General features: G+C 61.0%; 11 protein-coding genes and 1 pseudogene. 9 read left to right on the top strand and 3 right to left on the bottom strand.

From position 1 onward, the window contains the following. The 8 genes and pseudogenes from glyA to KGA81_RS29720 form a co-directional block, all read left to right on the top strand. Positions 1-179, top strand: a pseudogene (gene glyA / locus KGA81_RS29755) (serine hydroxymethyltransferase); the annotation flags it as partial. Positions 180-202: 23 nt separating this feature from the next. Then, positions 203-1,453 (top strand): sarcosine oxidase subunit beta, encoded by a 1,251-nt coding sequence (locus KGA81_RS29750; RefSeq protein WP_007947735.1) that lies wholly within the window; start codon positions 203-205, stop codon positions 1,451-1,453. Positions 1,454-1,467: 14 nt separating this feature from the next. Further along, the gene (locus tag KGA81_RS29745; protein ID WP_223456827.1) at positions 1,468-1,797 is read left to right on the top strand and encodes a sarcosine oxidase subunit delta; all 330 of its coding nucleotides are present in this window, start codon (positions 1,468-1,470) and stop codon (positions 1,795-1,797) included. After that, complete coding sequence (locus tag KGA81_RS29740) at positions 1,794-4,811, top strand: sarcosine oxidase subunit alpha (protein ID WP_223551240.1); 3,018 nt, start codon at positions 1,794-1,796, stop codon at positions 4,809-4,811. Before KGA81_RS29745 ends, KGA81_RS29740 begins: the two co-directional genes overlap by 4 nt. A gap of 76 nt (positions 4,812-4,887) precedes the next feature. Further along, positions 4,888-5,520: a sarcosine oxidase subunit gamma gene (locus tag KGA81_RS29735; protein WP_223551238.1), complete on the top strand. Its 633-nt coding sequence runs from the start codon at positions 4,888-4,890 to the stop codon at positions 5,518-5,520. 138 nt (positions 5,521-5,658) lie between these two features. Then, entirely contained in the window at positions 5,659-6,516 is an 858-nt protein-coding gene (gene purU, locus KGA81_RS29730) for a formyltetrahydrofolate deformylase (RefSeq protein ID WP_223551236.1), read from the top strand. Positions 6,517-6,718: 202 nt separating this feature from the next. Beyond that, entirely contained in the window at positions 6,719-7,918 is a 1,200-nt protein-coding gene (fdhA, locus tag KGA81_RS29725; protein ID WP_223551234.1) for a formaldehyde dehydrogenase, glutathione-independent, read from the top strand. 270 nt (positions 7,919-8,188) lie between these two features. Further along, positions 8,189-8,743, top strand: a complete 555-nt coding sequence (locus KGA81_RS29720) for a DUF2780 domain-containing protein (RefSeq protein ID WP_223551232.1) — start codon at positions 8,189-8,191, stop codon at positions 8,741-8,743. A gap of 1 nt (position 8,744) precedes the next feature. On the opposite strand, the gene KGA81_RS29715 is transcribed toward KGA81_RS29720, so the two are convergent. Beyond that, on the bottom strand, positions 8,745-9,632 hold the full coding sequence (locus tag KGA81_RS29715) for an acyltransferase (RefSeq protein WP_223551231.1): 888 nt from the start codon (positions 9,630-9,632) through the stop codon (positions 8,745-8,747). Positions 9,633-9,796: 164 nt separating this feature from the next. On the opposite strand from KGA81_RS29715, the gene KGA81_RS29710 reads away from it, so the two are divergent. After that, complete coding sequence (locus KGA81_RS29710) at positions 9,797-10,303, top strand: ATP-dependent zinc protease (protein ID WP_223551229.1); 507 nt, start codon at positions 9,797-9,799, stop codon at positions 10,301-10,303. A 12-nt stretch (positions 10,304-10,315) separates the two neighbouring features. Here the strand turns inward: KGA81_RS29710 and KGA81_RS29705 are convergent, their stop codons facing one another. Both KGA81_RS29705 and KGA81_RS29700 read right to left on the bottom strand, forming a co-directional pair. Continuing rightward, positions 10,316-10,945: a glutathione S-transferase gene (locus KGA81_RS29705; RefSeq protein ID WP_223551227.1), complete on the bottom strand. Its 630-nt coding sequence runs from the start codon at positions 10,943-10,945 to the stop codon at positions 10,316-10,318. An 86-nt stretch (positions 10,946-11,031) separates the two neighbouring features. Next, entirely contained in the window at positions 11,032-12,330 is a 1,299-nt protein-coding gene (locus KGA81_RS29700) for an MFS transporter (protein WP_223551225.1), read from the bottom strand. Positions 12,331-12,470 lie beyond the last annotated feature (140 nt).

The following is a 12,470-nucleotide window of genomic DNA, read 5'->3' as shown; positions in this document are numbered from 1 at the left end:
CCTCCGGCCTGCGCATCGGCACCCCGGCAGTCACCACTCGCGGCTTCAAGGTGACCCAGTGCGTCACGCTGGCCGGCTGGATCTGCGACATCCTCGACAACCTCGGCGATGCCGATGTCGAGGCCAACGTCGCGCAGCAAGTGGCAGCCCTGTGCGCGGACTTCCCGGTTTATCGCTGAGTGCGGTTTTGGAGTAAATGACTATGCAACGCTACTCGGGCTTCGGCCTCTTCAAACACTCTCTCAGTCATCATGAAAACTGGCAGAAAATGTGGCGCACGCCGACCCCTAAAAAGGTCTACGACGTGGTCATCGTCGGCGGTGGCGGGCATGGTCTCGCAACGGCCTACTACCTGGCCAAGGAACACGGCATCACCAACGTGGCCGTGGTCGAGAAAGGCTGGCTGGGCGGTGGTAACACCGCGCGCAACACCACCATCGTTCGCTCCAACTACCTGTGGGACGAGTCGGCGCACCTGTACGAACACGCGATGAAACTGTGGGAAGGCCTGTCCCAGGACCTGAACTACAACGTGATGTTCTCCCAGCGCGGCGTCTACAACCTGTGCCACACCCTGCAGGACATCCGTGATTCCGAACGTCGGGTCAGCGCCAACCGCCTCAACGGCGTCGACGGCGAACTGCTCGATGCCAAACAAGTGGCCGACGAGATTCCGTACCTCGATTGCTCGAAAAACACTCGCTACCCGGTGATGGGCGCAACCGTCCAGCGTCGCGGCGGCGTGGCCCGTCACGATGCCGTGGCCTGGGGCTTTGCCCGTGCCGCCGACGCCCTCGGCGTGGACCTGATCCAGCAGACCGAAGTGATCGGTTTCCGCAAGGAAAACGGTGTGTGCATCGGCGTTGAAACCAACAAGGGCTTCATCGGCGCCAAGCGCGTCGGCGTAGTGACCGCCGGTAACTCCGGGCACATGGCCAAACTCGCCGGTTTCCGCCTGCCGATCGAATCCCACCCGTTGCAAGCGCTGGTGTCCGAGCCGATCAAGCCGATTATCGACAGCGTGATCATGTCCAACGCCGTGCATGGCTACATCAGCCAGTCCGACAAGGGCGACCTGGTGATCGGCGCCGGTATCGACGGCTACAACGGCTACGGCCAGCGTGGTTCGTACCCGGTGATCGAGCACACCATCCAGGCCATCGTCGAGATGTTCCCGGTGCTGTCGCGCGTACGCATGAACCGTCAGTGGGGCGGCATCGTCGACACCACGCCGGATGCCTGCCCGATCATCTCGAAAACCCCGGTACCGAACATGTTCTTCAACTGCGGTTGGGGCACCGGTGGCTTCAAGGCCACACCTGGCTCGGGCAACGTGTTTGCCGCCAGCCTGGCCAAGGGTGAAATGCACCCGTTGGCCGCACCTTTCTCCATCGACCGTTTCCACAACGGTGCGTTGATCGACGAACACGGCGCTGCAGCAGTCGCCCACTAACAGGAGAAATCCCTATGTTGCATATCTTCTGTCCTCATTGTGGCGAACTGCGCTCCGAAGAGGAATTCCATGCATCCGGCCAGGCGCACATCCCGCGTCCACTGGACCCGAACACCTGCACCGACGAGGAGTGGGGCGACTACATGTTCTTCCGCGACAACCCGCGCGGTCTGCACCACGAACTGTGGGATCACGTTGCCGGTTGCCGTCAGTATTTCAACGCCACCCGCGACACCGTGACCTACGAGATTCTCGAAACCTACAAGATCGGCACCAAGCCACAATTCACTGACAAGACCGATAGCCCGAAAGCGGCCAGCACGGCTCTGGGAGAGAAGGTATGAGCCAGATCAATCGCCTGTCCAACGGCGGACGGATCGACCGCAACAAAGTCTTGACCTTCACCTTCAACGGCCAGAACTACAAAGGCTTCGAAGGCGACTCCCTGGCCGCTGCACTGCTGGCCAACGGCGTCGACATCATCGGTCGCAGCTTCAAGTATTCCCGTCCGCGCGGCATCTTCGCCGCCGGTGCCGAAGAGCCGAACGCGGTGCTGCAGATCGGCGCCACCGAAGCCACGCAGATCCCTAACGTGCGCGCTACGCAACAGGCGCTGTATCAAGGCCTGGTCGCCACCAGCACCAACGGCTGGCCGAGCGTGAACAACGACATGATGGGGATTCTCGGCAAGGTCGGCGGCAAGCTGATGCCACCGGGCTTCTACTACAAAACCTTCATGTACCCGCAATCGTTCTGGATGACTTACGAGAAGTACATCCGCAAGGCCGCCGGCCTGGGTCGCTCGCCGACCGAGAATGATCCGGACACCTACGACTACATGAACCAGCATTGCGACGTGCTGATCGTCGGTGCCGGCCCTGCCGGTCTGGCGGCTGCCCTGGCGGCTGCGCGCAGCGGTGCCCGGGTGATCCTCGCCGATGAACAGGAAGAGTTCGGCGGCAGCCTGCTCGATTCCCGCGAAAGCCTCGACGGCAAGCCTGCGACCGAGTGGGTCGCCAGTGTCATCGACGAACTGAAGAATACCCCGGACGTGCTGCTGTTGCCGCGCGCCACCGTCAATGGCTACCACGACCATAACTTCCTGACCATTCACGAGCGCCTCACCGACCACCTCGGCGACCGCGCACCGATTGGCCAGGTGCGTCAGCGCATCCACCGGGTCCGTGCCAAGCGTGTAGTGCTGGCGACCGGCGCTCACGAGCGTCCACTGGTCTACGGCAACAACGACGTGCCGGGCAACATGCTCGCCGGCGCCATCTCGACCTACGTGCGCCGTTACGGTGTGGCACCGGGCAAGAAGCTGGTGCTGTCGACCAACAACGACCACGCCTACCGCGTTGCCCTGGATTGGCTCGATGCCAGCCTGCAAGTGGTGGCCATCGCCGACGCCCGCAGCAACCCGCGTGGTGCGCTGGTGGAAGAAGCACGCGCCAAAGGTATCCGCATCCTCACCGGCAGCGCCGTGATCGAAGCCCGTGGCAGCAAGCGCGTGACCGCTGCCCGTGTGGCCGCCATCGATGTCAAGGCCCACACCGTGACCAGCCCTGGCGAATGGCTCGAATGCGACGTGGTGGCCAGCTCCGGCGGCTACAGCCCGGTTGTTCACTTGGCCTCTCACCTGGGTGGCAAGCCGATCTGGCGCGAAGACATCCTCGGTTTCGTACCGGGCGAAGCACCGCAGAAACGCGTGTGTGTCGGTGGCATCAACGGCGTCTATGGCCTCGGCGATTCTCTGGCCGACGGTTTTGAAGGAGGCGCTCGCGCCGCCGCTGAAGCCGGGTTCCAGACTGTCGAAAGCGTACTGCCCAAAGCTCTGAGCCGTCTCGAAGAACCGACCCTGGCGCTGTTCCAGGTGCCGCATGAAAAGAACACCGCACGGGCACCGAAGCAATTCGTCGACCTGCAAAACGACGTCACCGCCGCCGCCATCGAACTGGCGACCCGTGAAGGCTTCGAGTCGGTCGAGCACGTCAAGCGCTACACCGCGCTGGGCTTCGGTACCGATCAGGGCAAGCTCGGCAACGTCAATGGCCTGGCCATCGCTGCCCGCTCGCTGAACGTGACCATCCCGCAGATGGGCACCACCATGTTCCGTCCGAACTACACGCCGGTGACTTTTGGCGCCGTGGCCGGTCGTCACTGTGGGCATATCTTCGAGCCGGTACGCTACACCGCACTGCATCAATGGCACCTGAAGAACGGCGCCGAGTTCGAAGACGTGGGACAGTGGAAACGTCCGTGGTACTTCCCGAAATCCGGTGAAGACCTGCACGCGGCAGTCAAGCGCGAATGCAAAGCCGTGCGCGACAGCGTCGGCCTGCTCGATGCTTCGACCCTGGGCAAGATCGACATCCAGGGCCCGGATACGCGCGAGTTCCTCAACCGCGTCTACACCAACGCCTGGACCAAGCTCGACGTGGGCAAGGCGCGCTACGGCCTGATGTGCAAAGAAGACGGCATGGTGTTCGACGACGGCGTGACGGCTTGCCTGGCCGAGAACCACTTCGTCATGACCACCACCACTGGCGGCGCGGCTCGCGTACTGCAGTGGCTGGAGCTGTACCACCAGACCGAATGGCCGGACCTGAAGGTGTACTTCACCTCCGTCACCGACCACTGGGCAACCATGACCTTGTCCGGGCCGAACAGCCGCAAGCTGCTCAGCGAAGTCACCGACATCGACCTGAGCAACGAAGCCTTCCCGTTCATGACCTGGAAAGAAGGTCTGGTGGGTGGTGTGCCGGCGCGGGTGTTCCGGATTTCGTTTACCGGCGAGCTGTCGTACGAAGTCAACGTGCAGGCCGACTACGCGATGGGCGTGCTGGAAAAAATCGTCGACGCCGGTAAGAAGTACAACCTGACCCCGTACGGCACTGAAACCATGCACGTGCTGCGGGCCGAGAAGGGCTTCATCATCGTCGGTCAGGACACTGACAGCTCGATGACCCCGGACGACCTGAATATGGGCTGGTGTGTCGGTCGCACCAAACCGTTCTCCTGGATCGGCTGGCGTGGCATGAACCGTGAAGACTGCGTGCGTGATCAGCGCAAGCAGCTGGTTGGCCTGAAACCGATCGACCCGAACAAATGGCTGCCGGAAGGTGCGCAGCTGGTGTTCAACACCAAGCAAGCGATTCCGATGACCATGGTTGGTCACGTGACCTCCAGTTACCTGCACAACTCCCTGGGCTATTCGTTCGCCATGGGCGTGGTCAAAGGCGGTCTGAACCGCATGGGCGAGCGCGTGTTCGCACCGCTGGCCGACGGCAGCGTGATCGAGGCGGAGATCGTTCCTTCGGTGTTCTTCGATCCGAAAGGCGAACGCCAGAACGTGTAAAGGCTTTGGGTCCTGTGGGATGCCAGCTGCCGCCACTACAAGGGCCGGAACCAACAGAATTCAGAACAGGTGCTTTATGACCGCAGCCAATGTTTACCAACAACGCCCAACCTCCGGGGCCAAGGCCGAGTCGTCGCTGCATCACGCCGACCTCGCCAGCCTGGTGGGCAAGGGTCGCAAGAACGCCGGCGTGACCGTGCGCGAGAAAAAACTCCTCGGCCACCTGACCATTCGTGGCGATGGTCACGATGCCGCGTTTGCCGCGGGCGTGCACAAGGCCCTTGGCATCGAGTTGCCGGGCGCGCTGAGCGTCATCGTCAAAGGCGAAACCAGCCTGCAATGGATGGGGCCGGATGAATGGCTGCTGATCGTGCCGACCGGTGAAGAGTTCGCCGCCGAGCAGAAACTGCGCAAAGCGCTGGGCGATCTGCACATTGCAATCGTCAACGTCAGCGGTGGCCAGCAAGTCCTCGAACTGAGCGGCCCGAACGTGCGCCAGGTGCTGATGAAGTCCACCAGCTACGACGTGCACCCAAACAACTTCCCGGTGGGCAAAGCTGTCGGCACGGTGTTCGCCAAGTCGCAACTGATGATCCGTCACACCGCTGAAGACACTTGGGAACTGCTGATTCGTCGCAGCTTCTCGGATTACTGGTGGCTGTGGTTGCAGGATGCTTCTGCCGAGTTCGGACTGAGCGTTCAGGCCTGAGATTGCTTTCGCTGGCAAGCCAGCTCCTACAATTGACCGTGTTGTCCGATCGATGGTCGATATCAATTCTGTAGGAGCTGGCTTGCCAGCGAACAACCGCGCAGCGGTTGCCAATAAACGAACAGGAGTCCCCGCACCATGAGCCGCGCCCCAGACACATGGATTCTGACCGCCGACTGCCCAAGCCTGCTCGGCACGGTGGACGTGGTGACCCGCTTTCTGTTCGAGCAGGGCTGCTACGTCACCGAGCACCATTCGTTCGATGACCGGCTCTCGGGCCGTTTCTTCATTCGTGTGGAATTCCGTCAACCCGATGGCTTCGACGAGCAGTCGTTCCGCGCAGGCCTGGCCGAGCGTGGCGACGCCTTTGGCATGATCTTCGAACTGACTGCGCCGAACTACCGTCCGAAAGTGGTGATCATGGTTTCCAAGGCCGATCACTGCCTCAACGACTTGCTCTATCGCCAACGCATCGGCCAGTTGTCGATGGACGTCGCTGCCGTGGTCTCCAACCACCCGGACCTCAAGCCGTTGGCCGACTGGCACCAGATTCCGTACTACCACTTCCCGCTGGATCCGAACGACAAGCCGTCCCAAGAGCGTCAGGTGTGGCAGGTGATCGAAGAGTCCGGTGCCGAACTGGTGATCCTTGCGCGCTACATGCAAGTACTGTCGCCGGAGTTGTGCCGCAAGCTCGATGGCAAGGCGATCAACATCCACCACTCCCTGCTGCCCGGGTTCAAGGGCGCCAAGCCTTATCACCAGGCCTACAACAAGGGCGTGAAACTGGTAGGCGCCACGGCGCATTACATCAACAACGACCTGGATGAAGGCCCGATCATTGCCCAGGGCGTCGAGGCGGTGGATCACAGTCATTACCCGGAAGATCTGATCGCCAAGGGGCGGGATATCGAAGGGCTGACGCTGGCGAGAGCCGTTGGCTATCACATAGAAAGACGAGTGTTTTTGAACGCCAATCGTACGGTCGTTCTTTAGATCGCCTTCGCTGGCAAGCCAACTCCCACAGTGGACCAGGGTGGACACAAAATTTGTGAACGACACAAAACCCTGTGGGAGCGAGCTTGCTCGCGATGGGGTCAAAACAGACGACACAAGACACATAGGCAATAACCCGAGCACTTAACGCGCTGCCTGCCTGGGCAACGCGGTTTCATAAAAACAACAGCGAGGTGAAAGCATGTCTGGTAATCGTGGTGTGGTGTATCTCGGCGCTGGCAAGGTCGAAGTGCAGAGTATTGACTATCCGAAAATGCAGGACCCGCGCGGCAGGAAGATTGAACACGCTGTCATCCTGCGTGTGGTGTCCACCAACATCTGTGGTTCCGACCAGCACATGGTGCGCGGGCGTACCACGGCGCAAACCGGCCTGGTACTGGGCCACGAAATCACCGGTGAAGTGATCGAGAAGGGCAGCGACGTCGAAAACCTGCAAATCGGCGACCTGGTGTCCGTACCGTTCAACGTGGCTTGCGGGCGCTGCCGTTCCTGCAAGGAAATGCACACAGGTGTCTGCCTCAGCGTTAACCCGGCACGTCCGGGCGGTGCCTATGGTTATGTCGACATGGGCGACTGGACCGGTGGCCAGGCCGAATACGCCATGGTGCCGTACGCCGACTTCAACCTGTTGAAGCTGCCGGACCGCGATCGCGCGATGGAAAAAATCCGCGACCTGACCTGCCTTTCCGACATTCTGCCGACCGGCTACCACGGCGCGGTGACCGCTGGCGTTGGCCCGGGCAGCACCGTGTACATCGCTGGTGCCGGTCCGGTTGGCCTGGCTGCAGCCGCTTCGGCCCGTCTGTTGGGTGCGGCGGTGGTGATCGTCGGCGACGTCAACACCGTTCGCCTGGCTCACGCCAAGGCCCAGGGCTTTGAAATCGCCGACCTGTCCCTGGAAACGCCGCTGCACGAACAGATCGCCGCACTGCTCGGTGAACCAGAAGTGGATTGCGCCGTCGACGCCGTAGGTTTCGAAGCCCGCGGCCACGGCCATGCCGGCGTGAAACACGAAGCCCCGGCCACTGTGCTCAACTCGCTGATGGGCGTGGTGCGTGTGGCAGGCAAGATCGGCATCCCCGGCCTCTACGTGACCGAAGATCCGGGTGCTGTCGACGCTGCCGCGAAAATGGGCAGCCTGAGCATCCGCTTCGGTCTGGGCTGGGCCAAGTCCCACAGCTTCCATACCGGCCAGACTCCGGTAATGAAGTACAACCGCCAACTGATGCAGGCGATCATGTGGGACCGTATCAACATCGCCGAAGTGGTGGGCGTTCAGGTGATCAGCCTGGATCAGGCTCCCCAGGGTTATGGCGAGTTCGATGCCGGCGTGCCGAAGAAGTTTGTGATCGATCCGCACAAGATGTTCAGCGCGGCGTAAGTCTGCAGGCCAAATAAAACGGCGACCTTCGGGTCGCCGTTTTTGTTTGGATATTTTTTTCAACCGGCTGCCAAGGTTCCTGATTCAATACCAGCCCCGTCGGCTGCTCAGTGGTGCCATTCATCGCGCGGCATCCAGGGATTCACGTTTCTTATACGTGACCTGTGTAAAAACGGATGCGCGGCAAGGAACATGATTGAGGATGCCTGGTCAAACCGGCAGTTTTACCGCCGGCTTTCGGATGGTTTCAGGGCACAAGAGGATGTCTGGATGAAGATTTCACGTGGCATTGCATTGGTTTCGTTGTTGGCACTGTCCGCCAGCCCGGCTTTTGCACAGTTCAGCCTGAACGATGCGGCCAATGCGATTTCGGGCATGAAGGGTGGTGACGCGGCCGCGACTGCTGCACCAACACCGCAGACAGCCGACCTGCTGAGCACGCTCACTCAATTGAACATCACACCACAGCAAGCCATCGGCGGTGCCGGGGCGATGCTGGGGCTGGCGAAGAACCAGTTGAGTTCGACTGACTACTCGGAACTGGCCCAAAGCGTGCCGGGCATCGACATGCTCTCCGGCGGCGGCGAGTTGGGTGCATTGGCCGGTCTGCTCGGCTCCAGCGGCAAAGCCGCAGGGCTGAACAATGCTCTGGGCAACGTCAAGGACACCAACGACCTGAACAACGCCTTCAGCGCCCTGGGCATGGACAGCGGCATGATCGGCCAGTTTGCCCCGGTGCTCCTGCAATACCTCGGTCAGCAGGGCGTCGGCGGTTCGCTGCTGAGCAGCCTGGGCGGGATCTGGGGTGCCGGCACCGGCAGCTGATTCAGCGGCGCCCGGCGCGCAAGGCGTCGATTCGCCGGTCCTTCTCGATCCAGAGCTGGTTGACCCAGTTCTGGGTTTTTGCACGAAACACCGGATCGTTTTCGTAATCGCCCTGCCACAGCGCCGGGTCGAGTTCGCGGGTCTGGATATCGATGATGACCCTCGGCACATTGCCGCTGATCAAGTCCCAGAACCCCGGAATTTTCTGCTGCGGGTAAACCACCGTCACATCGAGAATCGCATCCAGCTGCTCACCCATCGCCGCCAGCACAAAGGCCACCCCGCCGGCCTTGGGCTTGAGCAGGTGATTGAACGGTGACTGTTGCAGAGCGCGTTTGGCCGCCGTGAAACGCGTGCCTTCGAGGTAATTGACCACCGTCACCGGCTGGCGCTTGAACAGCTCGCAGGCCTGTTTGGTGATCTCCAGATCCTTGCCCGCCAGTTCCGGGTGTTTGGCCAGGAACGCCTTGCTGTAGCGCTTCATGAACGGATAATCCAGCGCCCACCACGCCAGGCCCAGGAAGGGCACCCAGATCAGTTCTTTCTTGAGGAAGAATTTGAAGAATGGCGTGCGCCGGTTCAGCGTCTGGATCAGCGCCGGGATGTCGACCCAGGATTGATGGTTGCTGATCACCAGATACGAAGTATCGCGGCGCAGATCGTCACCGCCATGGATGTCCCATTGGGTGGGGATGCACAGGCGGAAGATCAGCTTGTCGATCTCGGACCAGGTCTCGGCGATCCACATCACCACCCATGAGGCGTAATCACGAAAACGGCCGGGCAGGACCAGTTTGAGCAGAGCAAACACCAGCAATGGCCCGATCAGGACCAGAGTGTTGAGCACAAGCAGCAGGGTCACGAAACAGCCGGTGAGCAGGCGGCGCATAAGTCACTCATGGAAGCGGTTGGGCGCGCCATGATAAGCAGCTTCGGGCAACAGGCCAAATCGGCGGTGACGAATGTTTCACTTTGGGGTCGGTAACCTTGTGGGAACGATCAAGCGGACAGCGGTCTAAAATCCGGCTGTTCACTCTTATGGAAACCCATTACGTGAAATCCCTCCTTGCATTGCTGTCCCTCATCGCCCTGCCGGTCATGGCCGCCGAGCCGACCCTCTATGGGCGTTACGAATACATCGCCCTGCCGGAAATCGGCGGACAGGTCCTCAAGGCCAAAATGGACACCGGCGCCCTGACCGCGTCGCTGTCGGCCAAGGACATCGAAACCTTCAAGCGCGATGGTGAAGACTGGGTGCGTTTCCGACTCGGCACCAAGAATGCGAGCAATCAGGTCTACGAACACAAGGTCGCGCGTATCAGCAAGATCAAGACCCGGTCCGAAGAGGAGGAAGATGACAGCGAAGTAGTCGCTCCCACGAAGCGCCCAGTGGTCGATCTGGAGCTGTGCCTGGGTAACGTCAAGCGCACCGTGGAGGTCAACCTCACCGACCGCAGCAGCTTCAACTACCCGTTGCTGATTGGCGCCAAGGCGTTGCGCGAGTTCGGGGCGGCGGTGAATCCTGCACGGCGCTTCACGGCGGACAAGCCCGATTGCTGATCTTTTGCAGGTTTAAACCTTCGGCATCGTCGCAATCATCGAAGGCCGCTGACTCACCTCGAAATACCATGCCGCCAGTTGCGGATTCGCTGTGCGCCAATCCAGATCCGGATGGCGCAGGTCCAGGTAACCCAGTGCACAGGCCACGCTGATCGCGGCCACATCGAAATGGCAGGTCAGCTCGGCAATCGCGTCCTTTTCCAGCAATGCCAAGGCACGACGGATCTTGTCGCGCTGGCCGTCGAGCCACTCGTCCCAGTGTTTTTCCGGGGCGCGCAGGGCGACTTCGTAGCGCACCAGCACAGCCGCGTCCATGATCCCGTCGGCCAGCGAAGCGAGGGTCAGGCGTCGCCAGCGGGCCGAGCCTTCGCGGGGGATCAGCGGGTTGCCGACGTGCTGCTGATCGAGGTAGTCGAGGATGACCCGGCTGTCATGGATGACATTGCCATCGGCCAGGCGCAGCGCCGGGATTTTGCCCAGGGGATTGTCGTCGATCAGGGTCAGGTCCGGGTTGACCGGGGTGAGCACGCTGGTCTGCAACGCCACGCGGTTCTGTTGACCGGTTTCGTGCAGCAGCACCATGACTTTGCGAACGAAGGGGGAGAGCGGGTTGTGGTACAGGGTCATGCTCGGGGCGGACATGGCAGCGTCTCGGTCGGTGGCAGTGAGGGGCAGCATAGCGCGTTGGCCTGGTCGCTCAAATGACGATCTCCCACAGGTTTTGCATTTCAGCTGGCAGGTTGCAGTGTCTGCCCCGCTTCAGAAGCTGGAGCCACCTGAGGCTTGATCTCACGGGCAACCGTCCAGACGATGAACGCGGCGACGATGTCGAAAATCGCCAGCACCACGAACAGCGGGCTGTAACCGATCTTGGTCACCATCACGCCAAACACCAGGGTGAACGCGGCTGCGCCCAGATAGCCGAACATGCCGCCCATGCCGGTGGCGGTGGCCACTTCGTTCTTGCCGAAGGAGTCGGAGGTGATCGCATACAGCGCACCGGACAAGGTCTGGTGAGCGAAGCCGCCGATGCACAGCAGCGCAATCGCGGTGTATGGGCTGGCCACCAGGCCGATGCAGGCCGGGCCAATCATGCACGAGGCACCGAACAACAGGACCATCTTGCGCGAGGTGAACAACGACACGTTGCAGTACTTGTGGAAGAACGGGCTCAAGTAACCGCCGAGCACGCAGCCAAGGTCAGCGGCGAGGAACGGCAGCCAGGCGAACATCGCGATCTCTTTGATGTTCATGTGCCGTTCGGTCATCAGGTACAGCGGAATCCACGCGTTGAAGGTTTGCCAGGCCGGCTCGGAGAGCATGCGCGCGCTGGCGATGGCGTAGAAGTTGCGGTTGCCGATGATCTTTTTCCAGTTGCCTTTTTTCGTGGTCGGGTCTTTGAAATGCTCTTCCTGACCGCTGAGGATGTAGTCGCGCTCTTCGTCGCTCAGGCGCTTCTGATCCCTCGGATGTTTGTAGAGCACCATCCACAGGAAGGTCCAGGCCACGCCCAGGCCGCCGACGATCAGGAACGCCAGTTCCCAGCCGCTGTGCAGAATCGCCCAGACCACCAGTGGTGGCGCCAGTACGGCACCAATTGATGAACCGATGTTGAACCAGCCGATGGCCACCGAGCGCTCTTTGGCCGGGAACCATTCTGTGGAGGTCTTGACCGCTGCCGGCAGCCCCGCCGCTTCGGTCAGGCCAAGCAGACCGCGGACAAAGGCCAGGCCCTGCCAACCCGTCGCCAGCGCGGCCAGTGCACAGGCGATCGACCAGGCGAAGGCGAAAATGGCGAAGCCCATTTTGGTACCGATGGCATCGATGATATAGCCGGCCACCGGTTGCATCAGCGCATAGCACACCTGCCACGCGACCACGATGTGCGAATACTGCTCGGTGGAGATGTTCATTTCGCTCATCAGGGTCGGAGCGGCCACTGACAGGGTATTGCGAGCCAGGTAGTTGACCATCAGGCCGGCCGTCACCAGACCGACCATCCACCAGCGGATGCCTTTGACTTTCATCACTTCACCATCATTTTTTGGATTTATTTTTGGTGCTGCAGATGTTGTAGGTTGTCGTACAACGTGCGCATTTATAGAGGTGCAAGAGTAAAACTGTCAACAGATATGTCAGTGAATTTGCTGGGGGGCGACGGGTGGGC

Origin of the sequence: Pseudomonas sp. A-B-19, from assembly GCF_019947515.1 — a bacterium.
Taxonomy (GTDB): domain Bacteria; phylum Pseudomonadota; class Gammaproteobacteria; order Pseudomonadales; family Pseudomonadaceae; genus Aquipseudomonas.
This window is presented reverse-complemented; position numbering and strand designations above follow the sequence as displayed.

Bases quoted from the DNA above. Each gene is read 5' to 3' on its own strand.
- KGA81_RS29750 (WP_007947735.1), top strand. From the start codon at position 203: ATGCAACGCTACTCGGGCTTCGGCCTCTTCAAACACTCTCTCAGTCAT.
- KGA81_RS29745 (WP_223456827.1), top strand. From the start codon at position 1,468: ATGTTGCATATCTTCTGTCCTCATTGTGGCGAACTGCGCTCCGAAGAG.
- KGA81_RS29740 (WP_223551240.1), top strand. From the start codon at position 1,794: ATGAGCCAGATCAATCGCCTGTCCAACGGCGGACGGATCGACCGCAAC.
- KGA81_RS29735 (WP_223551238.1), top strand. From the start codon at position 4,888: ATGACCGCAGCCAATGTTTACCAACAACGCCCAACCTCCGGGGCCAAG.
- purU (WP_223551236.1), top strand. From the start codon at position 5,659: ATGAGCCGCGCCCCAGACACATGGATTCTGACCGCCGACTGCCCAAGC.
- fdhA (WP_223551234.1), top strand. From the start codon at position 6,719: ATGTCTGGTAATCGTGGTGTGGTGTATCTCGGCGCTGGCAAGGTCGAA.
- KGA81_RS29720 (WP_223551232.1), top strand. From the start codon at position 8,189: ATGAAGATTTCACGTGGCATTGCATTGGTTTCGTTGTTGGCACTGTCC.
- KGA81_RS29715 (WP_223551231.1), bottom strand. From the start codon at position 9,632: ATGCGCCGCCTGCTCACCGGCTGTTTCGTGACCCTGCTGCTTGTGCTC.
- KGA81_RS29705 (WP_223551227.1), bottom strand. From the start codon at position 10,945: ATGTCCGCCCCGAGCATGACCCTGTACCACAACCCGCTCTCCCCCTTC.
- KGA81_RS29700 (WP_223551225.1), bottom strand. From the start codon at position 12,330: ATGAAAGTCAAAGGCATCCGCTGGTGGATGGTCGGTCTGGTGACGGCC.